We start from the raw sequence: 23,783 nt of genomic DNA on the forward strand, positions 1-23,783 counted from the left end.
GGCCCGTCCTCCTATCTGCTCGTGCCCAGCACGACCTGGACCTTGCCGCCGCGACTGCGGATGGCCCGGCGGAGGATCTCCACCAGCAGGTCGTCGAGCCGGGTCCCGCCGGAGTGGATCTCCAACACCGTGGTCCCGCCGGCGGCGCCGACCTGCGACAGCGGGGTGACCCGCGCGCCGGCCGGGAAGTCGACGACCTCGGGCTCTCCGCCGTCGCCGACGATCGCGGCGCCGCCGTGCGGCAGGTAGCCGCCCCGGGCGAGCATCGGCAGTTGCGGCATGGCCCAGCCCATGCCGCCGATGCCCGGCACCCAGGACGGCGTAGTGAACGACAGCTGGCCCACCGAGCGGTTCCACCACGACGCGATCATGTTGAAGCCGGCTTTGAACGGGGCGGCGAGGATGTCGCCGACCTTGGCCAGGCCCCGCAGCAGCTTCCCGGGCAGGCTCAGGTACCAGTCCAGGGCGCGGCTGCCGGCGTTGGTGATGCCGTTCCAGGCCCCGAGGATCCAGTCCTCCCACAGGGTGTGCACGAACCAGTCGCCCACGGCCTCAGCACCCCGTTTGATGCCGCTCCACGCCCAGTCCCACGCCTGCTGGAACCATTGCGTCTTCGTTGCGATCAACACGATGACCGCGATCAGCGCCAGGATCCCCAGCACGATCCACGTGGTCGGGGACGCCATCTGCGCGATGTTGAGAGCCCACTGCTGGACGGTGGCCACGACCATCGCCGCGCGGGCCCGCAGCATCGCCCCGGACAGCGCGTTGATGCTCCACACTGACCTCTTCGTGGCGGCGTCACCGGCGGTGGTCGCGGCCGTCGACGCCGCGGTGGCCACCGTGGCGCCCCGCTTGCCGGTGGTGTTGGCGGTCAGGGCGGCGGTGTGCGCGTTCAGGGCGGACCGCATCCCCCAGTTGGCGGCGACCTCGGCCAGTCGGATCGGCAGGGCGATCACCGAGGCGATGTTGGCGGCGGTCTGCGCGGACCGGGAGATCACCCACCCGGCCGCCACGATCGGCAGGATCTTCGCCAGGGTGTCCAGGTGCCCGGCGGCGAAGCTGACCACCTCGCCAGTGACGTTCAGCCCGTCGTTGAACGTGTCGGCGTGGCCGGCGATCACCGGTAGGACCTCGCCGACACCGGTCAGGATCGACCGGAGTGTGGTCAGCACCTCCCCGACGCGCTGCTGGCCCTCGGCGGACTCCAACCAGGCACGCATCGCCGCGCTGCCCTGGACCAGGAAGTCGAGGGTGGATCCGCCGTTGTCGCCGGCGCCGACCACCGCCCGCACCGACGCGACGACGTTCCAGGCGACCTCGCCCAGCTGGCGGAGCACGGTCAGGCCGGTGGACATCCACCGCTGCGCGTCCCCGGACTGGCGAGAGGCAATCGCCCACTGCTCGAACCGCGTGGCGAGGGTGCCGACGTCGCCGGCCATGCCGGGCAGGAACCCGGACCCCACGGCGGCGAACTGAAGGAACCCGTTCACGATCGGCCGGACGGCTGCGGCCAGCCGGTCCGACGACGTCGCGGTGTTGTCCAGGATCAGGTCGACGTCCCGCACGGTGTCCCGGGTCTGCGCCAGGCCGAGAGACTGCCGAATCGCGGTGTTGAAGGCACCGCCCATCCGACCCAGCCACGACGTGACCCCGGGCAGGTACAGGCCGGACAGGTCCCGCAGATCCCCGGCGACGCCGGCGAACGTGCGCTGCTGACCGACCCGGGCGGCGCCCTCCCACGCTGGCTGGAGGTCGCGCAGGGTGGTGATGACCGCCCGGCCGGCCGGCGACAGCCGGTTGAGTGCCTCGGTGGCCGGGTCGATGGCGGCGGCCGCCGACGTCGACGCCTCCCGCACGGCGTCCAGGGCGTCCGCGACGCGCTGGGCGGCCTGGTCGACCTGCCGCTGTGCCTCGGCCTGCCGGTCCAGTGCGGCCTGGACCTGGTCGCTGCCGTCCACCCCGACCCGGCCGGCGTGTTCCTGTTCCCGCGCGAGGTCGCTGACCCGGTCGCGGACGTTGGCCAGGGTCTGCTCGGCCCGCCGGTAGGCCCGTTCCGCGTCGTCGATGCGCTCCAGGTTGCCGCTGCTGCGCGCCTCGGCCAGCTCCCGCTCGGCGTCGCTGACGGCGTCGACGGCGTCCTCTTCGTCGAGGCGCGCGTCGGCGGCCGCGCGGGACAGATCTTCGAGCCGCTCGACCTCGTCGGCGCGGGCCCGGGTGACCGCTTCCTGCGCGGCCTGGGCGGCGCGCTGCGCGTCGGCCAGGGCCTGCACGGCGCTGCGGTGCTCCCGCTGGGCGGCGGTGACGCGCCGGGCGGCCGCCGTCGCCGCAGACCCCCCGGTCGTGGCGGCCCGGCCGGTGGCGTCCCACGCTTCGCCCAGACCCATCGTGACCGCCGTGCCGGCGAGCACCGTGGCGGTGGTGGCCGCCACCGCGCCGGGCATGAGCCATACCGCGCCGGCCGCGCCGGTCACCGCCGCCGCGAGGGCGATGCCGTGCGCGGCCGCCGAGGCCATCGCCCCACCCATCACCACCGTGCTGGCGGCGCTGGCGAGGTTCGCCGCCCGTACCTGGCTGGCGGTGCGGGTCAGCAGCGCCGACACACCCCGGTCACGGCCGACGGTGTTGAAGACCAGGCTGGTATCCGACACGGGTCACCTCCCTGGTCAGGTGGAGTGCTTGCGCATGTCCTCGCGGGCCTTGTCGACCTGCGAGCAGCACAGCTCGAACTGGTCGACGGTCAGCCGGTCCTGCTCGGACGGAGGAATGTGCAGCAGCGCGGCGATGTCTACGGCGTAGTCGTGTCGCCGCTCGGCGAGGCTTCCGCTTTTCCCGGGGGGTCCTCCGGGGCCTTGGCCAGCTGCTGACGCAGCACCATCAGCGCCGCCATCCGGTCCTCCGGGGAGAGGTCCCCGTCTGGCACGTTCTCCAGCTCGGTGATCGCGGCCTCCACCTCGCTCTTGGTGCGCTCCAGCCGCAGCTCGTCGTCGTAGAAGTCGACGTCGCTGTACTTCAGGGTCGGGTGCTGGCGGCGCAGGAACGTCCACAGCAACGCCCGCCGTGCGCTGGTCTGGCCCTTGAGGAGCGCCACCTTGAAGTCACTGCCGTACGCCAGGCCGGTGTGCCGGTCGATGGCCTCCATCTCCATCACGCGCAGCCGGCCGGGCTTGTACTCCCACCGCTGCTCTTCGCCGCCCTCCGGCGCGTAAACCAGGTACATCAGGACCTCCGTGAGATGCGTCGCGCCCGGTCGTCCAGGACGCGGGCGGCCGCCGCCCGCAGACGCGGACGCAGCGGCCGTAGGGTGTCGTCGAACCAGCCGGGCCGGCCGACCTGGGTGACCCAGACGTCGTAGTTGCCGCCGACCGGGTGCCGCCAGCCGCGCCGGGCGTTGAGCCGCTTCGGAGCGCTGGCGAATCCCCGGACGTCGGGGGTCTTGCGGGCGCGGATCCGCGCGCCGGCGCGGCGGCCGTCGAGCCGAACCATCGACTCGACGCCAGCGGCCACCGCCTGGCGCAGCGGCTCACCGGCGTGCTCCACCCCGCCGGTGGCCATGCTCATCAGCGCGCCACGTACCGCCGTCACGCCGGGCTCCAGAGCGGCGTGCAGCGCACCGGCCAGGTCGGTACGCCACTCGGTGTCGGACGCCTCCTCCTCGAGGGCCCGCGCCACGCGGGTGAAAGTCCGGTGGTCGGGCTCGATGACGACGGCGTCCACCGGTCAGGCCGTCGCGCGGGTGACCGGCCCGGACGTCGGCCACGTGTAGGACGCCTCGTTGACGTCGCCGGGCGCACCGGCGATCGGCGTCCAGTTCTTGATCAGGATGCTGCCGGTGTACTTCGGGTTCGACGTGCCCACCACGGCGTTGGACGCGCGCACCTCGAACGGCACGACCGTGCCGAACAGGGGCCACATCACGCTGTCGAGCGCGGCCGCCGCGAGGTCGTTCTTGAAGGTGACCGCCAGCCCGCCGGACGCCAGACCGCCGGCCACCTCCTTCCAGCCGTTGGACGCGAAGGTCGTGACATCCTTCTCCTCCACCTCCATGCTCAACTCCGCCTTGCTGGTGTTGGCCGAGCGGTCGGATCCGTTGAGCGCCACGTACGCGGCCTTGAGCACCATGATCGGCATGGCGGGTGACTCCTATCTGTGAGGCTCAGGCCAGGCCGAGCGCGACGACGAACAGGAAACTCGGGGTGGTCCCGGACACCGTCCAGGTCGCCCGGTAGTAGGTGTCGGTGATCGGGCCGGCCAGGCGCAGCGTTTGCCCGCCGGCGACGGTCGCCGCGGTGAAGGTCAGGCGGTCGGTGGGCGTGGCCATGCCGGCCGCGTCGTCCGACTGGATCGTCACCGTCACCGACGGCGTGGCGGTGCCGGCGATCGACAGCACGTGCAGCGTGGCGACCAGTTCCCCGCCGGCCGGCAGCGCCGGCAGTTGCACGGCCGCGCCGTTGCCGGTGGCGGTGCGGGCGGTCCCCGGCGGGTGCAGCACCACACCCCGGCCGACCGGGTACGACGACGACCAGGCGGCCGACCACGGGGCGATGTCACCGGGCGCGCCGAGCAGCTGGTAACTGCCCTGGAGAGCCCGGGTCACGTAGGCGGGATCCCCGACGGCCGCGCCGCGCGGGCAGATCGTCCACGCGGACATGCCGCCCAGCGCCGCCCACGCCGCGTCGTCCACCAGGCCCGGGTCGCCGGCCTGCCAGAACCCGGACGCGTTGCCCTTGCTGGACTTCAGGCCGGCTACGACCTGCTTCCACACCCGGTCGGTGGCCGGGTCGTAGGACCCGAACGTGGTGACGTCCTTCTCTTCCGCCTCGGGACTGATCTCGACCTTGTTGGCCTGGCCGGTCATGTCCGCCGCGCCGGCGAAGAACCGCACGTTCTTGAGGATGTCGGCCACGTCAGTCCTCCTCTCCGACGATCCGGACGGTCCACTCCGCCCCGTAGAACCAGTCGGTGCCGACCTGGTAGGCGCGGTGGCCCTGGACGCGGGTCACGTGCAGGTCGTGGCAGGCCCCGCCGAGGGTCTGCGGGACGCCCGGGTCGCCCTCGATGCCGTACTTGACCGACGTCGGGCCCGACCGCTTCATGAACTTCTTGAGCAGCGCCTGGCCGGCCTTGTCGTCGGCGCGGGACACCAGCACCCGGCACCCGGCCGTGAGGAGATCCAGCCCGCCGTAGGTCTGGTCGTAGTCGAGGGTCAGCTCGGTGACGTACGCGTGCGGCACGGAGACGGAGTCGGGCACGAACGCGTCGGCGCGCAGAATCCCGTCGACGCCGGCGAGCAGCTCGGCCAGGCGGGTGGTCACCAGCTCCAGGTCCACGGCTACTCCGCCCGCTTCGGCGGCCGCCGCGTTCCGGTGCCGGCCGGCTGGTCGACGGCCACCGGGGCCGGCGCGTCGACGTCGGCGTCGGCGTGCTCCTGGTCGACGTCGACGAGGTCGACCTGGCGGACCCAGTAGGAGATCTGCTGCTCGACCGCGACCAGGGCGTCCTGTTCGCCGGCGGCCCGGTGGGCGTCGCGTTCGGTGAACAGCCGCAGCAGAGTCTGGTAGGCGATCAGCTCCTGGTCGACGCGCTGCACCTCGGCGTACCGGCCGGCCGCGAGGTGCTCGGCCCGCTGCTCGTTCAGGCCGGTGATGATCTGTTCGACGGTGGGCACAGCGGCCCTCCTCTCGGGTCAGGCGAAGCCGGGCAGGACGTACGGTCCGACCAGCTCTTCCACGTCGGGGTCCCAGCGGGACAGCCGCACCGCGCCCCACTCGGCGGAGCCGACCACCCCGCCGGGGCTGTCCTTGCGCATGTAGAGCCGGTTGGCCAGCAGCAGCGCGGCACGGCTGATCTCGTCGGGCACCGCCGGCCAGCCCCACCGGGCGGTGACCCGGACCCGGGGCCCGGCCCAGTAGCCGCCCGGCGGGGCGATCAGCGTGGTGATCGGCTGACCGGTGGCCAGCGCGTTGTCCGGGCCGGTGTCGTAGCCGGTGACCGGCGACCACGCGCTGCCGGTCCCGGATTCCACGACCAGGTCGGCGATGTCGCCGATGTCGTCGACGAGCAGCAGCCCGTCGACGGTGGTCCGCCCGACCACCCCGAACGTCCGGGCGGTGGCGTTGTCGTCGAGCGCGAACGCCCCGGGCGGCCGGCCGGTCTTACGGTCGATCTGCCGGCACGCGGCGGTCAGCGCCTGGGTGAGCGCCTGGTCGTCGTCCTCGGCGGTGATCTTCCGGGCTGCCTTCAGCTCCGGCAGGGTCGCGTACAGGGTGCTCGCCACGGTCGCTCTCCCCGGGGGCTGGTCAGGTGGTCTGCTGCGGCGGGACCTGCCGGCCGGACGGCGCCCGCAGCGGCTCACCCTTGGCGTTGCGGCCACGCAGCTTGAGCTGCTCGTCGACCTGGCTGATGCGGTCGGTGTAGCGCTTCTTCTTCGCGTCGTCGGTGGCGGCCCCCGCCGCCCGGGACAGGCCGGCCCGCTCGTCGACCAGCGCGGCGATCATGCCGTCAGGGTTCGGGTCGTTGATCTTCTTGTCGTTGTCGCTGCCGCTCATGGCGGTACCTCCCAGTGGGTTGGTTCGGGCATGGGTACGGCCCGCCGGCCTGGGCGGTCGGCGGGCCGTGAGGCGGGTCAGGGTCAGGCGCCGGTGAAGGTCGGCGTGACCAGGCCGGTGCCGGCGATCTTGCGGGCGTGCGGGTACCGGGCGTGGGTGTAGGCGTAGTAGCCGTACAGCACGAGCACCACGGCGAGGTTCTCGGCCTTGGGCTGCTCGGCGCGGATGTACATCGGCGCGTTCGGGTCTTCCCAGAGGTGGAACTCGTTGCGGTCGCCGAGGTAGATCTCGTCCTCGTTGGTGCCCGCCCCGAGGTTCGTGGCGATGTTGTTGTCCACGATCACGGGGGTTCCGTTGGGCAGGATGCCGCGCACGCCGCGGCCGTAGGCGGTGGCGTAGTTCGCGCCGAGGGTCTGCGCCACGATGCCCGGCTGGGTGATCATCGGGTAGGACGCGCCCATGGCGTTCTGCATCCAGTACCAGCGACGGGAGTGCATGACCGCGAGGTTGTCGCCGGACGCCTGGTCCAGCAGCGCGGCCTCGACGCCGGACAGGCCCTCGATGACCTTCGGGTACAGCTCGGCGACGGTCGGGGACGCGTCGGTGTAGGCCACGGTGGTGGCCACCGCCGACAGACCGGTGGACGCCTGGTTGAGCAGCTTGCCGTCGAGGTTCGTCGCGTACCGCCGGTACAGGTCGTCGAGCACCACCTGCTCGACGCCGGCACCGCGCTCGACGGCCTGCCGGGAGATGCTCTGCCGGCCGCCGGCGGTCTGCACCGGAATCTGCAGCACGGTGTCGTCCATGTCCTGCTCGGCCACGGCGGCGTTCTCCGCCGACTGGTTGTCGACGCTCGACGACGTGGTGATGCGGGAGATGTTGACGACCATGCCCTGCGCCGGCAGGTCGTGGTGGCGGATCGCGTCGGCGAACGGCCGGTTCGCCGCCACCGCCGGGGCGTACATGTCGGTCAGGTACTGCGGCACCACCAGGCCACCGAACGCGCCGGTACCCACCGCGCGGATCTGGTCGCCGCGCTCGGCGCGTTCCTCGGCCATGTGCCGCTCCAGCCGGGTACGGGCCTCGAAGTCGCCCATGAACTGGGCGACCACGTCCGCCTGGAATCCGGCGCCGCGCCGGTCGGTGTCGGGCCGGTAGGTGCGCTCCTCGGCGCCGACCCGGGCGACCCGGTCGTACGCCGGCGCGCGGGTGCCGGTCGGGGACGTCCGCGCGGACAGGGCGGCGACCTCCTCCTCCCGGCGCTGCTCCTCCTCCAGCTCGGCCAGGGCCTCCTGGCGGCGGGTCACCTCCGCGTCGGCCGCGTCGCGGGCCTGGCGGCGCTCGGTGACGGCCTCCTCGGTCAGGTTGGGGTCGGACCGCAGCGCCATCAGCGCGTCCTGCGCGCCCTGGCGGGCGGTGATCGCGGTACGCAGCTGCTCCTGCGCCTGCGCGATCATCTCGGCGAGCGTCATGCTCGTCCTCCTTGGGTGGTGAGTGATCGGGGACGCCCGTCCAGGTCAGACGGCCACCCGAGGCCGTGGCGCCGGGTGGGCTCGTGCGAGGCAGAGCAGGGCGGGATACCCGGACGGCGGGATGCCGGCCGGGAAGAGGAAGGGGCGGCGGTCAGCCGCCGGCGAGCGCGAGCTCCAGCAGCGCGCGGGCCCGCGACGACACCGGCCGGGCCGGCTGGCGCAGGGCGGCGTCGGTGGAGGGGTTCGCGCCGTACCCGACGATCGCGACGTCGCCACGGTGCAGGTCGACGCGGTCGATGCGGTACTCCGTGTAGTCCGGCGACCAGGTGCCAGCCTCGATCCGGAACGCGAAGGACATCTCGTCGACGAGCTGGGCGCGCAGCTTCGGCGCGATGTACGCCACGTCGACGTCGGCCGGGTCCAGGCGGGCCGCCACGGCCAGGCCGACGTCGTCGACCGTCAGGTCCAGGGTGCCGGTGGTGGTCCGGGCGATGCGGCGCAGCTGGTCGTGACCGAGCACCAGCGGCACGTCCAGGTCCGTACGGGACAGGGTGGTGTCGAACGCCCCGGCGGAGATGACCTCCGAGTAGGGGCCGTACCAGTCCCACATCTCGTACGCCCGCTCCGTCACCGAGGCGTGCCCGGTGAACTCGAGGGAACCGCCGTCGCCGGCGGCGGCGCGCAGCTGCACGCCGGCGAGCGCGGCCCGGACCACCGCCCGGGATCCGCTCTCCTCGGCGCAGCGCCGCTGGGACGGCCGGTCCGCGCGCTGCCGCACCTGCTGGGCGCGGGCGGCGGCCGCAGCCGCGCGGGTCATCGTCGTGGTCATGACTTCGCCTCCGTCGGCTGCGTGCGGGGTGCTCCGTAGACCGCCGCGAACTCCGCCAGGTCGGCGTCGGTCAGCGGGGGCCGATCGTCCAGGGCCCGGCCTTCCGACGGCGTCAGTTGGCGGGAGTCCAGGCGGGTCTTGATCGTCTCGGCGCGGGCCTGCGGGTCCATCGCCAGCAGCGCGCTGCGGTTGAGCTTCACGTACCGGGTGCCGGGCACCAGCCGCCCGAGCGCGGTTTCCCGACGGGTCACGGCCGGACCCAGGTTCATGATGAGGAACTGGAGGTTCCGCTGGGTGATCGTCGCGTAGGTGATGCTGCCGGTGGACACGGCCGCGTCGATCAGGTCGGCCGGGCAGCCGAAGAACCGGGAGATGTCCGTCAGGCCGAACTGCCGGGACTCCAGGAACTGCGTGTCGTTGGCCACGGTCTGGATCGGCTTGTACTCCCAGTCCTTGCCGTGCACGAACAGGTCCCCGGACGTCACCGCCGCCCGGTAGTGGTCCTTGGCGATCTGCGCCTCGGTCTTGTTGATCGTCTTGGCGGTGTTGACCAGCTCCGCCATCGGGATGGCGGACCCGCCGAACCAGTCCACCGCGAACCGCTGCGCGGACGCGGACTCCTGCAACGACAGCGCCGCGTACGCCACCGGTGACAACCCGAGCGGCAGCCCGGCCACCGTGAACTGCTTCTCGTGCCACACGTCGGCCAGCCGGTCCCCGGTGTACGGCGTGCCGGCGATCCGGATCTCCGTGATCGTCGAGCCCTTCGCCCGGACCACGACGTCGGAGAGCGCCACCAGGTCGATCCGCGCCGGCAGACCCAGCGCGGTCCGCTCGGTGACCAGCCCGAAGCAGTTGCCCGCCCGGTCCAGGTCGACCTGGCTGGAGTACAGCCACTCCTGGATGTCGACCCGCTCACCGCCAGGGTTGACCAGCACCGGCGGTTTCGGCACCTCCACCTGCACACCCTGCACCCGCCGGTACACGTCCACCGGCATGGTCGAGAGCAGGTCCGCGCGCAGCCGCAGACACGCCCACACGGCGCTGTGCCGCATCGCCGAGTCGTTCGTCACCGCCGTGGTGTTCGTCCGCGCCGCGCGCCGCTCGCCGATCAGGTCCTGCGGGCTGGTGATCGACGCGGCCCGCCTCCACAGGCTCACCGGGTATCACCCCCGGCACGACGGCGACGCGGGGCCGACCGGTCCGCCCGCCACGATCCGACCAGCACCACCACGGCGGCCACGATCAGCCCCGGGCCCGCGCCGAGCAGACTCGCCACCGTGGCGGCCACGCCGGCCGCGAGCAGCAGCAGCCCCAGCACGTCCAGGACGGTGGTCACCACCTCGTGCACGCGATCACCACCCGTCATCCGAAGGAATCCGCCACGTCGTAGTCGTCATCGACGGCCAGGTGCTTGCGCGTCTCCAGCGCGTACAACGCCTGCCGGGCCGCGTTGAGCGTGACGATGTTGCCGGCCTTGCGGTCGAGCACGAACGAGTCCCCGACCGGTTTGGTGCGGGCCACCTTCCACGCCTTGGTCAGCGAGTCCTGACCGGCGTGCCGCAACGTGCCGACCCGAACCCGGTTGAGCAGGACGGCGGTGTACGCGGCGGCGTCCTGGACCGTCGGAGAGGCGATCTGCCCGCGCTCCGGCTCTCCGCTGGGCAGCACCAGGCCGTTCTCGGCCAGCGGGTCCTTGAGCTGCTTCGCCGGACCGCCGCCGACGTCGACGCCCCACCCGACCGGCTTCCACGTCTCGTTCAGGTCCCGGGCCCGGCCGGGCACCCAGTCGATGCCCGGCCGGTACTCGATGACCCGCAGGTACCGGCGCTCGTCGGCGCCGATCCACGCGGCCACGATCGCGGCCTGGGTGCCCTGCCAGTCCGCCTCGATACCCATCGCCAGGGGCCGGTCCGGATCCGGCCGCAGCTCGTCGCCGAGCGGGTCGACCAACTCGTTCCACCGCGCCAGCGGCGGCATGTTCGGATCCGCCGGGGGTTTCGAGCCGCGCCGACGGTTGAGGTAGGCGCGCTCGAAGTCCTCCACGGTGGTGGCCTTCGCCAGTTCGGCGCGGATCGTCTCCACGGTGACCGTGTGCCGCCACCACTGCCGACCGTGCTCGTCGACGCCACACACGCACGGCCCGCCCTCAATCGGACACAACGCCGGCATGCAGCTCAGCCACGTCTGCGGGTCATCGTGCGGGTCGTCCAGGTTCGACCACTCGAGGTAGCAGATCGTGTGCTGCTGCCCGGACTCGGCTACCTGTCGGCCCAACTCGACCTTGGCGGCCAGGTACGTGCTCTTCTCGGTTCCCTCCGTGCTCACCCGCCAGTGCTGCGGGGACCACCGGGTCAACATCGCCGGGCTGAACGCCTGCTCCAGGCGGGAGTCCTCGGCGTGGAAGAACTCGTCCTCCACACCCAGGTCCAACGTCTTGCCGTGCGCGGCGTCCTCGGTGTTGGCGGTGATGCCGTCGATCGCGCCGGTGTCCCACAGCAGCGCCTCCAAGCCGCCACGCAGCCGGACACGGAACCGGCTGGCCAGCGGCGAGCGCTCCAGGATCGGCAGGTGGTCGTCGATCAGCTTCTCTCGGGCGTCCTGGCGTTTCTGCGCCGCGTAGAGGATCCGCTGTCGGCCGACCTGCTGCGGGGCGTGCCGCTTCGCCTCCTTGGTGAACGCCAGCGCACGGTGCGACTTCACCCCGAGCACGATGGACGTCTTGCCGGACTGGCGCGGCTTCAGCAGCGTCACGTCCCGGTACGCCAGCGCCTGGGTGCCCGGGTCGACCTCCAGTGCGACGTCAACGGAATACCGCTGCGCTGGCATCATCGGCATGCCCAGCTGGGCGGAGATCCGCGCGATCGACGTGCCGTAGGTCTTCCGGGACGGGTCCCTCAGCGTGCCGATCCGGGGCGGGCAGGTAAGCCCGTACGCGGCGTAGATCTCCGCCCGCGACATCCCCGGCCACAGCCGCACCGGGTACGGCTCGTACGGGTCAGGACGGGCCGTACTCCTCGTCTTCGTCCTCTGCACCCTGGCCCTCCCAGATGTCCGCGAGCGTCGCTCTCAGCTCCTTGGACACCGCCGCCGTGGCCATTCCCGCGCCGTCGTCAAGCTGCCGCGCCAGCCGGTACGCGGCCGCCGCGAGAGGGGCTTCCCGGCCGTCGAGGTCGCCGAGCTCCTGCACGGCCTGGCGGGTTGCGTCCTCCACCGGCCCGCACTCCGGCGGCGTGGCCACGTCCGCCCCGAACCGGTCCCGGTGCGCGCCGAGCAGTTGTCGGACCGGCACCTCGAGCGCGGCAGCGAGCCAGAGCAGCTCGTCGACGTCGACGGCGCGGCGGCCGGACTCGACGTTGCGGTACGCCGCGGTGGTGAACGACTCCGGCGCACCGGCTCGGCGGGCGGCGGCCGCCACCTCCTCGCGGGTGGTGCCCTGTGCACGCCGCGCGGCGAGGATTTGCGCGGTGATCTCGGCGCTGATCGGCTCGCTCACCTGGGGTTCCTGACGGTCCATGCGGCCCCTCCCCCCGTTCCCGGGAGAGATTTTTTGCTCACCTCGGCGAGGGGCCGACAGCCACCCCGCCCCTAAAAAGCCACGGCGTTACCGCTCTGACCTGCGCAAACGTTTCGTCCAGGTGGGATCACCAGGCCGGTGACGTCACCCACGCCGGCGGATCCGGGTCGCCCACGCCCCGCACCTGGTTGCAGTGCTGCCGACACGTCGGGCAGCCACCAGGCGGACCATGCGACGGCCGCCAGTTCCACGTCTCCAACCGACCACGCCGCTTGGACCTCGGGATCGCGTGGTCGATCTGGTTGGCCCCACCATGCCGGCAGATCCAACACACCGGGTGGTCCTCCAGGAACTGGAGACGCAGCCGGCGATACGCCTGGCTGTCCTCGGTATGCCGGCTCACCGGGAGGTTCCTCCCCGGACACGACGAACGCCCCGGGCGTGGGCCACGGGGCGTTCGGGAAGCTGGGCAGACTACGGGTACTGCAACTGCCGGACAATGTACCGCACCGGATGATCACCGGCCCACTCAAGGATCACGGCCGCCACTCCGACCGGTAGCCGGACCGGTCGGCGTACGGCAGCGCGAGCATGCGCAGCAGGTCGTCCCAGACGCCACCGGTTGACGGCTGGACGATGCCGCGGACGGAGTTACCGCGCAGCTCGAATTGCGTCAGCAGCCGCCGCTTGGCGTCGACCTCGGCCAGCACCCGGGCCGGGTCGTGGCGTGCCATGTGTGCGCCATCCGACCGGGTGCCTACCGGTATCCACTGCTCGCACTCGCCAGCGTCGTCCTGCTTGGTGACTACTACCTTGTCCTCGGTGTACCAGCGCCAGTTCGGCTGATACGCCGCCCTCGCCAGCCGCTCGTCGTCGTCGAGCTGCTGGCGAATCCAGGTCACCAGGTCATCCACGAGTCACCTCCCTACTCGCCATCATCAGCCGGCCCCGCAGCCGCACCGACGCCTCGGCGGGCCCGGCCTCGAAGACGCGCCAGCCCTGCGACGGTGCCTGCTCCACGGCCTCCCGGTCGACGGCGACCGCCAGGTCCACGGGTTCGTCCCCGTCCGGGGCCAGCTTGAAGGTCCACGTGGTGCCATCGGTGTCAGTGATGACTACCTCGGCCTTGCTCACCTTCGCCTGGTGCGTGGTGCCCATCTCCATGTCCCTTCGGTTGCCGCGCGGCCGGCCCCGGCCGTCGGTGAGGTAGTCGGCCTCGATTGCGCCTTCCAGGTGGTACCACCACACGCCGTCCAGCTTGACGCGGTGGAGGCCGTGTCGGGTGTGCCACTTCCGCAGTGCCTCGTCGTTGACCCACATGCCCAGCTGCGCCTGTAGCTCGTCGAGGGTGACCATGGTCAGCCCGTCGCCCAGGACGCGCCTCACCGGTCGCCCCGCCGCCGGTTGGGCCACCCGCCGTGGCCGGTGGCGGCGGACCGGACCGGGTGGGTCAGGCGGATCCGCTGCTGGGCCAGGGCCAGGCGCGGCAGGTCGGCGTATGCCCAGACGTGCCCTCGGCCCTCGATCCGGACCGGCTGATCGCACGGGCATCCCGGGCCGGTACACCGGCACGCGGCGGAGATGCAGCGGACGGTCCAGTACCGCTCGGCCGGGAGGGTGGCGTCGATCTGGAGGGACCGGCGGCGGCACGCCGGGCACGGCTGGTTGGGGTACGGGGCGATGGCCTCCTCCACGATGCCGGCGGCCTGGCGGGCCCGCTCGGCCGCCCCGCGCAGCGCGGTGGCCGCCTGGTCGACCAGGCGGGCGTCGTCGACGTCGGCCAGGACGCCGCGGCGGTACGCGGGCCCGGCCGCCGGTGCTGCCCAGCTGCGGGGGCCGCCGTCGCCGGCGATCCAGTCGACGACGTACGTCAAGTTCTGCTCGGTGACTGGCTCGCCGAACGGGACGACGCCGGCGACGGCGAGGCGGGCTGCCAGGCCGGCGACGGCGCGGACGGTGGCCAGCCGGGTGGCCACCAGGTCGAGCCGCAGCGGCACGGCGCCGGCCGGCGCGGCCGACAACCCGGCGCGCAGCGTGGCGACCCGGTCGGTGGCCTCGGCGGCCGCGCGGACCGACGCGGTTCGCCGCTGGTCGTCGGTGAGCAGCGGCGGGGCCGGGCGGGGGTCGCGGCCGGGCTCGGTCAGGACGTGCAGCCACCCGTAGGCGCGGACGAGCCGGTGAGCGTGGCGGGCGGCGGTATCCAGGGCATCTTGCCGGTCCGTGTCTTGGGGACGGGCCTTCGTGGGCAGACTGGCGGGTGCTCTGGTCATGGGTGCTCCGTGCGTGGCTGGTGCTCGAGTCGAGACGGAGATGGAGGGTCACTGCGGCGTGCTCGTCGGCGGACCCTGCGGTACGTCGGGGTAGAGGTAGGGGACTCCCGTCCCGACCCGTCCCGACCCGGGGATCCAGATTCCGGATGCCGGTGATCTGCCGGATCTGCAAGTCGCCGCCGCTGTTGATCTTGGCGGGGTGGTGCGGGTGCGCGCGGGTTCCCGTTGGCGGCGGGGTCGCGTCGGGTGCGGCCGGGCTGGCCGGGGTGCTGGCGCGGGTTCCGGCCGGGTGCCGGGTCGCGCGGGGTGGCCGTCGGCGGTGGGTGCGCCGGGGCCGTGGGGTGCGGCGTGGCCCGGGTGGTGGCCGGGTCGCGGGTGGGCGCGGGTTCCGGCTGGCGGCCGGGTCGCGCGGTGGTCGGGCGCGGGTTCCGGCTGGCGGCCGGGTCGCGCTGAGGGCGGCCGGCCGCTGGCGGCGGGCTCGCCGGGGCGGTGGCCGGGTCGCCGGCGGGCGCGGGTTCCGGCTGGCGGCCGGGTCGCGCGGTGGTCGGGCGCGGGTTCCGGCTGGCGGCCGGGTCGCGCTGGGGACGGCCGGCCGCTGGCGGCGGGCTCGCCGGGGCGGCGGTGGTCCGGCCGGTGGCCGGGTCGCCGGCGGGGGCGGGCTCCGGCGGGTAGCCGGGTCGTCCGGCGGTCAGCGGCACCGTGTAGCCGTGCTTGGCGAGCAGGGCCACGGTGTCGCTGCCGTAGAAGGGCTGCGCCGGGGCCGGCCGGGCCGGTCGGCGCTGGTCGGCGTCCGGGTGGTTGGACCGGAAGCCGTTGCAGGTCTGGCAGGCCACCAGCAGGTCGTCGGGGCCGGCTGCGGCCTGGCCGGGGACGCGGTGGTCGTACGTTCCACCGCGGCCGCCCTTACGGGCCCGCCAGTTGACGATCACGCCGCAGTACCGGCACGCGTCGCCGTCGCGTAGGCGTACCGGGATGATCAGCGCGGTGTCGCTGTTGTCGCGCTTGCGCTGGCGCTCCCAGTCGAGTTCGGCCTTCAACCTGATGTGGACGAAGTGTTCCGGGTCGTCGAGGATCACCCAGCCGCCGTCAACGCGCCGCCAGTAGCCGGCGCGCTCGGCCATCTCGGCCCGTGCGCGCCAGTTCGGGCCGCCCATGAGCGCCACCACGCCGTCGGTCACCAGGTAGTCGGTGACGTAGCCGGCGGCGTGGGTGGCGCAGCGCATCACCAGCCCGAACGCGAGGTTCACCAGGTCGGCGGGGTCAAGGGTGTCCTCGGGTCGGAGATCCTCGGTCAGCGGGCCGGTGACGACCTGGTGAAAGGCGGCGTTGTCGGACACCTTCAGCCAGGGCACGTCACACCCCCTCCCGCTCAGTGATCTTGCTCAATGGATCTCCCCGTATGGCTTGGCGCGGCCACCCGCGATCCGGGGCGGCCGCGCCACATGGATTGGTGGTCAGCGGACGAATGAGGTGTCCGGTGGGGCATCGGGCGGGCAGGAGTCGCAGCGCGAGCCCGGCAGGCCCCACACGGGCCGGTAGCAGACACAGCAGGCCACCTGCTCGTAGCCGGCGACCCGGGCCGCTGGCTTCTCGGCGGCCTCGGGCGGCTTCTCTCCGGCCAGGGCGGCGTCGACGAGCGCCCGGCCCTTCCGGGCCCGATCGGTGGCTTCCTCCGGACTGCCGGCCTGCCGGACGGCGATGTCCGTCTCCCACGCCGGGCGGCCCCGGTAGCCGCGGCGCATCAGGTCCCCGCCACCTGGTCGTAGACGGCCATCGCCCACCGGGCGTCGCCCACGGCAGTGTGCCGGGCCTCCGGCTCGCCGACGACGCCCAGCCGCGCGGCCAGGTCGGTGGACCGCCACGGCGGGCCCGGGACCGCGCTGGTGTCCAGCTCGGGGTCGGCCAGGGCGCAGCCGCCCCCGCTGGCCCCGTGGTGCGCGTCGACGAGCCAACGCGCGGAGGTGTTGTAGCCGTCGCGGTGGCCAGCCAGGTAGCCGGCCGCGAGGGTGGTCACGTCGACCAGACGGTGGTGCCAGGTCGGGGCCTGCCAGTGCGAGCGAAGGAACCGGGCCATGAAGTTGGCGTCGAACGACGGGGTGGCGCCGATCAGGGTGGCCCCGTCGAGGATGACCGCCAGCCAGCGGGCCACGTCCAGCCGCGTCACCGCTCTGCCGATCGGCACGAAGGGGTGCATCTCCAGCGGCCGGTCGACCACGTGCGCCTGGACGTCCGGGTCGGACAGGTAGGCGGTGGCGCGCTCGTAGTACCGGCCGACGCGCAGGGCGGCCGGGTCGGCGGCGGCCAGCCGAGGCCGCATCATGACGTGCCACAGACCGTCGTAGCGCCGGTCACGGTGGCCCCGGACGATCGCGGCGACCTCCCACACGTGGTGCGCGTCGGGGTCGGTCCCGGTCGTCTCCAGGTCCAGGAACACGAGGGTCACCGGTCACCACCCGGGTGCTCGCCGCCGCCGGTCGACGCCAGATAGTCGCGGTAGGTGTCGACCGCGCGCTGGGTCGTCGAGGCGACGACCGCGCGGATCTCCTCGAGCACCTCCCGCCCGTGCGGGGTCGGCCGGTACAGGCGCATGCCGTTCGGGTCGGCCGCGTCGTCGAGCTGGACGAGATTCGCCTGCTTCAGCGGCTCCATGCGGTGACCCGCCCGGCGGGCGCCGACATCGTCGGGGATCTGCTCGAAGTCCTCGTCGAAGAGCGGGTCGTGGTGGACGCGGCCGCGCTCGACGGCGTCGAGCAGCACGGCGTCGTGCACCGTGAGGTCGGTTCTCATCAGGTTGGATCTCCGATCGTGCTGGTCTGGTAGGCGGCCGTCGCCGTCTCCAGCTGGGTCGTCAGCGCCTGCTCGGCGCACACCTTGTGGCAGGGGCGGCCTTCGTCGTCGCGCAGCGGGGTTGACCCGCCGCAGTGCCGGCACCGGCCGGACCGGGCGGCCACGTTGTTCCGGTTCCACACCAGGGCGGTCACGCTGCGGCCTCCGCCCCGCCGTCGAGCAGCACCAGGTGCCGACGCCGGTGCCGCCCGTACGGCAGCGGCCGACCGTCGGCGGTCGGCGGCGGGGCGGCCGGGACGGCAAGGGCCTGGTCGACCTGGTGCGGCGGGGCTGCCGGCGGCAATGGCGGCGGCCCGTACCGCTCGACCAGCAGCGCGGTCAGCAGTTCGTCGTGGGTCACCGTCGCTGTCCCTGGGCGTCGCGTCGGTCGTCCGCGTGCTGCGGGCAGAGCCCGTCGGGGCCGGGGTCGGCGCCGCAGGTGGTCAGGCCGGTCGGGGGCAGCCACGGGCACGCGGGCGGTCCGTCAGGGTGTTTGTCGAGGGCCATGTAGACCAGGCCGCCGCACATCGCGTTCTTCAGGGCCCTGGCCGACTCGGCAGGGCCGGGGACGGGCACGTCGGCCAGGCCGCTGCGGCCGTGGTTGCCGCGCCACAGGCCCTCTCCGTTGGACCAGGTGCGGGCGTGCCAGTCGGTCCACCGCTGCCCGAACTCGTCGTCGCGGTGCTGCCGGATGACGGGCCCGCCGAGCAAATCCGGGTCGTGCCACCAGGTGCGGCTGGCCCTGGCGAGGGCATCGGTGGGGCTGTCCGACCAGTTGAAGCGGCCGGAGAGGGAACCGCTGGTCATGATGTGGACCGCGCGGGTACCGGCCAGAGGCATCAGGTACGGCACGATGTCCGCCGCGTCCACCGCCCCGGGGGTGCGGGCCAGTCCGGTGCGAGGGCTGTCGGGCTGGACCAGGACGTCGACGAGGACCCGGCCGTCGAGGGTGGCGGCGAACAGCTCGATCGGGCATCCCCAGTCCAGCCGCCACAGCGCGAGCAGCACGCTGTCGGGGTCCGCGAGCACCTCCCGGGCCCACGCGACCGCGCCAGCGCGCAACCGGTTCCAGGACGGGCGGGCGGCGGCGAGCCGCTCTGCCCGGACGCAGCCGGGGCACAGGCGGCGGTCGCTGTGCGACGACACCGGCCACGGGGTGTCGCGGGTCGCCGCGCAGCGGGCGCACGTTCGGACGGCGGTGAAGGCGGCCTGCCGGCCCGGTGGCAGCGGCGGCAGCTCTTGGGCGGCGGCGATCTCGTACAGCGGCGCGTACTCGTACCGGTTGTGCGGCCGGTATCGCAGGGTGGCCACCGCGCTTTGGCCGAGCGCGGGCCGGCGGCGCATCCGGCGCAGCATGGAGATCGTCGCCAGGCCCTCGGGCAGCTCGCCCGACTTGTAGACCGGCAGGGTGTCGCTCATCGGTCCTCCGGGGTGGCGAGGTGGCCGTCGATCGCGTCACCGCCGCGCATCCCGGCTGCCACGCCGGCGGCGTACACGCTGGACAGATGGGCGGGCAGGATCCCGAGCGCGCACAGCACGTCCACGGCCTGGTCGATGCTGCCGACGAATAGGTCGACGCCGTGCTGCTCGTACCGGCTGCCGTTGCTGCCGCTGCGCAGGTAGCGCACGGCGAGATAGCCGTCGTCGTCCCACCACTGCACGTCGACCAGGTCGGCCCGACTCAGATCGGGCACACCCGGCGGCGGGGTGAACGGCAGCTCGTACTGGCGTGGCCCGGGGCGGGCGCCGGTCTGCCGGATGTGCCGGAGCACGACGCGGAGTCGGCCGATCTGAGCCAGCGTCAGCGTCTGCTTGGCGACGGACGGGGCGGGGACGCCCGCCCCGGCGCCGGGGGAAGTCGGCGCCGGGGCGGGCATGGGCTCGTCGACGACGTCGACGGCCGGCACGGACGCCGGCACCGGTGCCGGGTGCTCCTCGATGGCGGGCACGGCCGGGGCCACGGTGGGCGTGGTCCAGCAGGTGGCGCACCAGGTCACGGCGTGCCGCTCGCAGGCCTGCCCGGCGGGCAGGATCAGCCCGTTACGGGTCGACCGCCGGCACCGCGTGAACGGTTCCTCCGCCAGCGGAGCATGGGCTTGGATGCCCCGACGCGCGGTGGCGATCCACACCTCGTCGGTGTCGGCCGGGCCCGCCGTCGGCGGGGTGTCGACGCGGCGCACGTACTCCGGGGCCACCTCGGCGACCGCCGCAATCCGGGCCGCCGGGTCCTGGTGGTACTGCTCGCCCAGGCCGTCCAGCTCGTTGACGGCCGGGGTCGCCTCGGCCTCAGCGGCGGGGGCGGCCGGTGGTCGGGTCGCCGGTCGTTCCCGCCCGTCCAGGGACCGGACCGTCTCGGGGAGCACGGCGTCTGTCTCACCTGAGACAGACGCCAGGTCCCGCGCGACGGTGGAGTGGCTGATACCGAGGGCGGTGCCGATCGCGCGGGTCGACATGTGGACCTGACGCAGCGCGGTCACGGCCTGACGGCGGTGCACCTCCGGCAGGCGAAGCTGCGCGCCGATCTCCTGGTCGACGTAGTCGTCCCACGTGGCGTAGCCGAGCACCTCCCAGTCCCGTCGCTCCCACGCCAGCGCGATCTCCTGGACCGTCTCCAGCCACTCCTGCAACCCTCGCCGGATCCGCTCCGCGCGGGCCCGCGCGACCGGCTCGGTCGACCGGATCTCCACCGTCGCGGTCACCGGCCCGCCGCCTTGCTCGAGTACCGGGCCGTCAGCCGGTGCGCGCCGGACTCGGTCCAGGTGTAGCCGGTGTGGATTCCTTCGCGGGTGGCCACGAGCCAGTGCCAGCGGGGCCGCCACCACGGCCGGCCCGGGATCCGGATCGGCGACGGCACGAACCGGCCGATCCGCGCGGGCAGCTGCCGGTCCGTGACGACGCCGGCAGCGGTCGACGGCGCCGGCGCGGCCGGGGCGGCCGGCGCGCGGTGGACGTCGACGGGCGGCTTGATGTCGTCGCGCCAGTGCCAGGCGAGCCGTTCGGGCTGGTCGGGCTGGTACTCGGGGTAGGTGGCGTACCCGGGACGGGACGCGGCCGCCTGGCTCAGCTGCTCGTCGGTCAGCTGACGGTGGGTGTGGTCGGTCACGGCCGGCCGTCCTGTCCGGTGCCGGGGCGGCGCCCGTCGATCCGGTCGCCGATCGATACCCGGTCGCCGAGGTCGTTGAGCGCGATCTCGTACCGGCCGGCCGCCAGGTCGCCCAGCGGAACCTGCTCGTCGACCAGGTCGGCCAGCAGGCACACCAGGCCGGTGTCGCCGCCGGCCTGGTCGGGCACGAAGCAGACCGGCGGGTGAGTGAGCGCCGCAGTGTCGTCGGCGGTGATCTCCAGGACGTGACCGGCGGACGGGCCGACCTGGTCGACGGCGCGGACGATTTCCTCGGCCAGGCGGTAGTGCGCCTCGGCCGGCATGAGAGCGGCGTCGGCCTGGTACTGCTCGCCTCGGTCGTCGGGCCAGCCCATCACGGCGCACACGGCCAGCACCCGGTCCGGGTCGACCGATGCGGGCAGGTGGGTCGTCGAGATGGTGCGCGAGTCGTTCACCGGTGCTCCTCTCGGGTCTGCGCGATGGCCGCCAGGTCGAGACGCAGGGTCGGGCCGTCCGGGGCGACCGGCAGACGGTCCGGGGTCGGTGGCCGCCAGTCGGCCGGGTGCGGCCGGGCGGTCCACCACCAGCCGCGCGGGTCGCGGTGGGCGTCGTCGCCGGCGTGGTGCCGGCCGGCGGCCGCCAGGTCGGCGGGGACGGCGGCCGGCTGGACGAGGGTGGGCGGGTCGGCGGCCGGGACCGGCGGCCGACGCAGGGCCTGGCCGGGCCACGGCGGCGGAGTCTCGGTCACCACGGGTCCTCCCGCTCGCCGAGGATCGCGGCATCGAGCTCTTGGGCGGCCTGAGCGAGCGCGGCGGGCAGCTGCCGGGGCGGGGCGGTCGGGTCCGGGTGGCGGGAGTCCCCGACCCGGCCGACCATCCGGCAGGTCTTGCAGGTGGGCCGGTCGGCGTGGTCGAGTCCGATGTCGGGATCTGGCACCAGCGGGTGCGGGCGGATGGACGGCCGGGCCGGCCGGCGGCGGGCGGTCATCGGGCCGCCCCGTCGCCGAGGTCGCCGAGGCCGTCGATCGGTTCCTGTCCGGCCCCGGGGCGGCCACCCCGCCCGGACATGCCGGGCAGGGTGGCCGAGGCGGCCTCGGCAGCGGCGGCGCGGGCGGCGGCCTTGCGCTCGCGCCAGCAGCCCTCACCGATGCGACGGGCCCGCGACGCAGGCGTACGGACCGGGCGGCCGCAGTCGATGCACGTCACCGGGTGCTGCTCACCCATCGCTGGCACCCGGCCGTGTCCACGGCGGCACGGCGTCCGGACCGGCGAGGACGGCTCGGATCCGACCCCGCACGTCTGCGGGCACCCACACGCCGGACAGGTCCAGCGGCCCGCCCGCCAGCACGTCGAGCAGCCGGTGTACGTAGGCCGGTGCGTGTTCCGGCGGCGGGTCGATCGCCGGCGGGCAGTCCGGCTGCCACGCCGTCCAGATTCGGGCCGCGCCGGCCCGCAGCGCCTCCCGCTGGTCCGGCTGGACCATGCGGTGGGCCAGCGCGGCCAGGTCCCGGTACGCCTGGGCCGCCTGGTCCCGCTCGTCGAGCTGCCGGCCCCGCGCGGCGAGGGCGACCATCACGGCGGCGAGCAGCCCGCCCACGAGCAGCGCGGCCAGGACGCTGACCAGGTAGGTGGTCAGGTCGATCATCGGAACACCTCCGGGATGGCGAGGTCGTCGACGGCGCGGCCGCGACCGGGCAGGGGCCCGGCGGCGGCGCGCATCGCCCGGTACCGGGCCGTTCGGGCGCGCTCGGCGGCCAAGGCAGCGCAGACCGCGGCCGCGCTGACCCAGCCCAGGAACAGCACAGTGATCAGCGCGTAGGTGCCGGGCCCGGCGTCCCCGGGCCAGCCGAGGGCGAGCGCGCTCACCACGGCGACCAGACCGGCCGCCGCGGTGAGCGCGGGCCCGGGCCGCACCCCCGGGCCCGCCGTCCGGTGCGCGCCAAGGGCGCGCCGGCGCGGCCACCCCCGGTCGGCCCGGTGACCCCACCACCAGATCGCGGCCACCAGCAGGGTCACCAGCAGCAGCCCGGCCACCTCCGGCGCGGCCAGCGCGATGCCGCGCACGATCCCGGCCCTCACGACCGATCCCCGGTCGCCTCGTCGCCGGTCGGGTCGGCCTGCTCCCGGTGGACCAGGCGCATCGGGCCCTGCACGGCCAGCAGCTTGTCCGGGAAGGAGTAGCGGCCCCCGTCGTCGTGCATCGGGATCATCCGCAGCTCGGTACGCGGGTACGTCCCGGACGTGCGGTAAAGGTGGGCGAACCACACGCCCTCGTCGTCGGCCCGCCACAGGTCCCCCGGCACGGGCGGCCACTCCGCCGGCGCGACCCGTTCCACGCGCACGCCCGCCAGGTCGACCAGCAGCGCCGGCAGCTGGACGCCGTCGACGGCCAGGACCAGGTGCCCCGGACCGCCACGACGGACCACCGTGGCCCGGTCGATCTCGATCCGGACCAGCTCACCCGGCTGAAACGAGATCGCCTTCCCGCCGGTCATGCTGCCGCCCCCATCGGACGCAGCGGCACCGACGCCGACACCACCACCGCACTACCGCGCCAGAGCGCCGCCGCGGTGTAGAGGTGCGTCGGCTGGCCGTCGACGATGGTCCGCTGCTCGTTGGCCGGGGTGGCGTCGATCTCCGCCGCCCACGCGGCGGCCTCGGCGACCGTGCCGCACGTGATGACGACCGTCTCGGTGCCGTGCAAGAACCGCACCGTGTCGGGGGCCGGCAGCGCCGGACGGTCGGCCGCGTAGCACATGTCCGACACCAGCCGGAGCACCCGTGCGCGGCTCATCTGCACCCGGGCCGGCTGTGCCACCCGCTGGCCGGCGACCGGCACCGGCGCGGCCGCCGGCAGCGGGCCCGGCGTCCCGGTCGGCGTGGCCACCGGGATCCCGGCACCGTCCACCCACATTCCGCACACGCTCGGCGGGTCGACGCCGGCCCACGGGGTGACCACCCGGCCGGTCGCCTCGATCGCGGCGGTCACCGCGTCGAGGTCCCCCGAGCAGACCATGACGGCGGCGGCCACGGTGCTGCCCGCCTGTTCGGCGATCTCCAGGCGGAGGGTGGCTGGACCGCCGCACGTCGGCAGCTGCGGCCGGGCCGGAGCCATCGGCCGGACGTACGCCGCGGCGGCGATCTCCGCCACGGAGCGGGACCGCTGCGCGGCCACCTGGTCGACGTCCTGGACGGGGCGGCGACGTCGACGGGCGCCAC

Annotated in this window: 35 protein-coding genes; all 35 read right to left on the reverse strand. The window is 73.9% G+C overall.

Annotated features, from left to right (window positions below):
* Window positions 1-11: 11 nt before the first annotated feature.
* A complete protein-coding gene (locus GA0074692_RS33030; RefSeq protein WP_091654589.1) occupies window positions 12-2,651 on the reverse strand; it encodes a coiled-coil domain-containing protein in 2,640 nt (879 codons plus the stop codon).
* Window positions 2,652-2,788: 137 nt separating this feature from the next.
* Window positions 2,789-3,220 carry a hypothetical protein gene (locus GA0074692_RS33035; protein ID WP_091654592.1) on the reverse strand — a complete coding sequence of 144 codons (432 nt, stop codon included), beginning with the start codon at window positions 3,218-3,220 and terminating at the stop codon, window positions 2,789-2,791.
* The gene (locus GA0074692_RS33040; RefSeq protein ID WP_091654595.1) at window positions 3,220-3,717 is read right to left on the reverse strand and encodes a hypothetical protein; all 498 of its coding nucleotides are present in this window, start codon (window positions 3,715-3,717) and stop codon (window positions 3,220-3,222) included. Before GA0074692_RS33040 ends, GA0074692_RS33035 begins: the two co-directional genes overlap by 1 nt.
* Window positions 3,718-3,720: 3 nt before the next feature.
* Entirely contained in the window at window positions 3,721-4,131 is a 411-nt protein-coding gene (locus GA0074692_RS33045; RefSeq protein ID WP_091654597.1) for a phage tail protein, read from the reverse strand.
* A gap of 25 nt (window positions 4,132-4,156) precedes the next feature.
* The gene (locus GA0074692_RS33050) at window positions 4,157-4,906 is read right to left on the reverse strand and encodes a hypothetical protein (protein WP_218106826.1); all 750 of its coding nucleotides are present in this window, start codon (window positions 4,904-4,906) and stop codon (window positions 4,157-4,159) included.
* A gap of 1 nt (window position 4,907) precedes the next feature.
* Entirely contained in the window at window positions 4,908-5,330 is a 423-nt protein-coding gene (locus GA0074692_RS33055; RefSeq protein WP_091654599.1) for a hypothetical protein, read from the reverse strand.
* Window positions 5,331-5,332: 2 nt separating this feature from the next.
* Window positions 5,333-5,668, reverse strand: coding sequence for a hypothetical protein (locus GA0074692_RS33060; protein ID WP_091654602.1), 336 nt, complete (start codon window positions 5,666-5,668; stop codon window positions 5,333-5,335).
* Window positions 5,669-5,686: 18 nt separating this feature from the next.
* On the reverse strand, window positions 5,687-6,277 hold the full coding sequence (locus GA0074692_RS33065) for a head-tail connector protein (RefSeq protein ID WP_091654604.1): 591 nt from the start codon (window positions 6,275-6,277) through the stop codon (window positions 5,687-5,689).
* A gap of 22 nt (window positions 6,278-6,299) precedes the next feature.
* Window positions 6,300-6,548, reverse strand: coding sequence for a hypothetical protein (locus GA0074692_RS33070; protein ID WP_091654607.1), 249 nt, complete (start codon window positions 6,546-6,548; stop codon window positions 6,300-6,302).
* A gap of 83 nt (window positions 6,549-6,631) precedes the next feature.
* Complete coding sequence (locus GA0074692_RS33075) at window positions 6,632-8,020, reverse strand: phage major capsid protein (protein ID WP_091654609.1); 1,389 nt, start codon at window positions 8,018-8,020, stop codon at window positions 6,632-6,634.
* 151 nt (window positions 8,021-8,171) lie between these two features.
* Entirely contained in the window at window positions 8,172-8,849 is a 678-nt protein-coding gene (locus GA0074692_RS33080; protein WP_091654611.1) for an HK97 family phage prohead protease, read from the reverse strand.
* Window positions 8,846-10,009, reverse strand: a complete 1,164-nt coding sequence (locus tag GA0074692_RS33085) for a phage portal protein (protein ID WP_091654613.1) — start codon at window positions 10,007-10,009, stop codon at window positions 8,846-8,848. Before GA0074692_RS33085 ends, GA0074692_RS33080 begins: the two co-directional genes overlap by 4 nt.
* On the reverse strand, window positions 10,006-10,200 hold the full coding sequence (locus tag GA0074692_RS33090; RefSeq protein WP_245730837.1) for a hypothetical protein: 195 nt from the start codon (window positions 10,198-10,200) through the stop codon (window positions 10,006-10,008). Before GA0074692_RS33090 ends, GA0074692_RS33085 begins: the two co-directional genes overlap by 4 nt.
* Window positions 10,201-10,214: 14 nt before the next feature.
* A complete protein-coding gene (locus GA0074692_RS33095; RefSeq protein ID WP_141725490.1) occupies window positions 10,215-11,885 on the reverse strand; it encodes a terminase in 1,671 nt (556 codons plus the stop codon).
* Window positions 11,848-12,345: a helix-turn-helix domain-containing protein gene (locus GA0074692_RS33100; protein ID WP_245730838.1), complete on the reverse strand. Its 498-nt coding sequence runs from the start codon at window positions 12,343-12,345 to the stop codon at window positions 11,848-11,850. The genes GA0074692_RS33095 and GA0074692_RS33100 overlap by 38 nt, the downstream gene beginning before the upstream one ends.
* Window positions 12,346-12,902: 557 nt before the next feature.
* Window positions 12,903-13,280: a DUF6221 family protein gene (locus tag GA0074692_RS33105; protein ID WP_091654623.1), complete on the reverse strand. Its 378-nt coding sequence runs from the start codon at window positions 13,278-13,280 to the stop codon at window positions 12,903-12,905.
* Window positions 13,273-13,752 carry a hypothetical protein gene (locus tag GA0074692_RS33110; protein ID WP_141725491.1) on the reverse strand — a complete coding sequence of 160 codons (480 nt, stop codon included), beginning with the start codon at window positions 13,750-13,752 and terminating at the stop codon, window positions 13,273-13,275. The genes GA0074692_RS33105 and GA0074692_RS33110 overlap by 8 nt, the downstream gene beginning before the upstream one ends.
* On the reverse strand, window positions 13,749-14,636 hold the full coding sequence (locus GA0074692_RS33115) for a hypothetical protein (protein WP_091654627.1): 888 nt from the start codon (window positions 14,634-14,636) through the stop codon (window positions 13,749-13,751). Before GA0074692_RS33115 ends, GA0074692_RS33110 begins: the two co-directional genes overlap by 4 nt.
* On the reverse strand, window positions 14,633-15,988 hold the full coding sequence (locus GA0074692_RS33120) for a hypothetical protein (protein WP_091654630.1): 1,356 nt from the start codon (window positions 15,986-15,988) through the stop codon (window positions 14,633-14,635). Before GA0074692_RS33120 ends, GA0074692_RS33115 begins: the two co-directional genes overlap by 4 nt.
* A 102-nt stretch (window positions 15,989-16,090) precedes the next feature.
* The gene (locus tag GA0074692_RS33125) at window positions 16,091-16,378 is read right to left on the reverse strand and encodes a hypothetical protein (protein ID WP_091654633.1); all 288 of its coding nucleotides are present in this window, start codon (window positions 16,376-16,378) and stop codon (window positions 16,091-16,093) included.
* Entirely contained in the window at window positions 16,378-17,079 is a 702-nt protein-coding gene (locus GA0074692_RS33130; RefSeq protein WP_091654635.1) for a 3'-5' exonuclease, read from the reverse strand. The genes GA0074692_RS33125 and GA0074692_RS33130 overlap by 1 nt, the downstream gene beginning before the upstream one ends.
* Entirely contained in the window at window positions 17,076-17,423 is a 348-nt protein-coding gene (locus GA0074692_RS33135; RefSeq protein WP_091654638.1) for a hypothetical protein, read from the reverse strand. The genes GA0074692_RS33130 and GA0074692_RS33135 overlap by 4 nt, the downstream gene beginning before the upstream one ends.
* Complete coding sequence (locus GA0074692_RS33140) at window positions 17,423-17,617, reverse strand: hypothetical protein (RefSeq protein WP_091654640.1); 195 nt, start codon at window positions 17,615-17,617, stop codon at window positions 17,423-17,425. The genes GA0074692_RS33135 and GA0074692_RS33140 overlap by 1 nt, the downstream gene beginning before the upstream one ends.
* Window positions 17,614-17,823 (reverse strand): hypothetical protein, encoded by a 210-nt coding sequence (locus GA0074692_RS33145; protein ID WP_091654643.1) that lies wholly within the window; start codon window positions 17,821-17,823, stop codon window positions 17,614-17,616. The genes GA0074692_RS33140 and GA0074692_RS33145 overlap by 4 nt, the downstream gene beginning before the upstream one ends.
* The gene (locus GA0074692_RS33150; protein WP_091654644.1) at window positions 17,820-18,881 is read right to left on the reverse strand and encodes a hypothetical protein; all 1,062 of its coding nucleotides are present in this window, start codon (window positions 18,879-18,881) and stop codon (window positions 17,820-17,822) included. Before GA0074692_RS33150 ends, GA0074692_RS33145 begins: the two co-directional genes overlap by 4 nt.
* Entirely contained in the window at window positions 18,878-20,161 is a 1,284-nt protein-coding gene (locus GA0074692_RS33155) for a hypothetical protein (RefSeq protein ID WP_091654646.1), read from the reverse strand. Before GA0074692_RS33155 ends, GA0074692_RS33150 begins: the two co-directional genes overlap by 4 nt.
* The gene (locus GA0074692_RS33160; RefSeq protein WP_091654649.1) at window positions 20,158-20,565 is read right to left on the reverse strand and encodes a hypothetical protein; all 408 of its coding nucleotides are present in this window, start codon (window positions 20,563-20,565) and stop codon (window positions 20,158-20,160) included. Before GA0074692_RS33160 ends, GA0074692_RS33155 begins: the two co-directional genes overlap by 4 nt.
* Window positions 20,562-21,020, reverse strand: coding sequence for a hypothetical protein (locus tag GA0074692_RS33165; protein WP_091654652.1), 459 nt, complete (start codon window positions 21,018-21,020; stop codon window positions 20,562-20,564). The genes GA0074692_RS33160 and GA0074692_RS33165 overlap by 4 nt, the downstream gene beginning before the upstream one ends.
* Window positions 21,017-21,313 (reverse strand): hypothetical protein, encoded by a 297-nt coding sequence (locus GA0074692_RS33170; RefSeq protein WP_091654654.1) that lies wholly within the window; start codon window positions 21,311-21,313, stop codon window positions 21,017-21,019. The genes GA0074692_RS33165 and GA0074692_RS33170 overlap by 4 nt, the downstream gene beginning before the upstream one ends.
* Window positions 21,310-21,552, reverse strand: coding sequence for a hypothetical protein (locus GA0074692_RS33175; protein WP_091654656.1), 243 nt, complete (start codon window positions 21,550-21,552; stop codon window positions 21,310-21,312). The genes GA0074692_RS33170 and GA0074692_RS33175 overlap by 4 nt, the downstream gene beginning before the upstream one ends.
* Entirely contained in the window at window positions 21,549-21,788 is a 240-nt protein-coding gene (locus tag GA0074692_RS33180) for a DUF6011 domain-containing protein (protein ID WP_091654659.1), read from the reverse strand. The genes GA0074692_RS33175 and GA0074692_RS33180 overlap by 4 nt, the downstream gene beginning before the upstream one ends.
* Window positions 21,781-22,209 (reverse strand): hypothetical protein, encoded by a 429-nt coding sequence (locus GA0074692_RS33185; RefSeq protein WP_091654661.1) that lies wholly within the window; start codon window positions 22,207-22,209, stop codon window positions 21,781-21,783. Before GA0074692_RS33185 ends, GA0074692_RS33180 begins: the two co-directional genes overlap by 8 nt.
* Window positions 22,206-22,643 (reverse strand): hypothetical protein, encoded by a 438-nt coding sequence (locus GA0074692_RS33190; RefSeq protein ID WP_091654663.1) that lies wholly within the window; start codon window positions 22,641-22,643, stop codon window positions 22,206-22,208. Before GA0074692_RS33190 ends, GA0074692_RS33185 begins: the two co-directional genes overlap by 4 nt.
* Window positions 22,640-23,059, reverse strand: coding sequence for a hypothetical protein (locus GA0074692_RS33195; protein ID WP_091654666.1), 420 nt, complete (start codon window positions 23,057-23,059; stop codon window positions 22,640-22,642). Before GA0074692_RS33195 ends, GA0074692_RS33190 begins: the two co-directional genes overlap by 4 nt.
* Window positions 23,056-23,739 (reverse strand): hypothetical protein, encoded by a 684-nt coding sequence (locus GA0074692_RS33200; protein WP_091654669.1) that lies wholly within the window; start codon window positions 23,737-23,739, stop codon window positions 23,056-23,058. The genes GA0074692_RS33195 and GA0074692_RS33200 overlap by 4 nt, the downstream gene beginning before the upstream one ends.
* Window positions 23,740-23,783: the final 44 nt, after the last annotated feature.

The sequence above is a fragment of the Micromonospora pallida genome (genome assembly GCF_900090325.1).
Lineage (GTDB): Bacteria > Actinomycetota > Actinomycetes > Mycobacteriales > Micromonosporaceae > Micromonospora > Micromonospora pallida.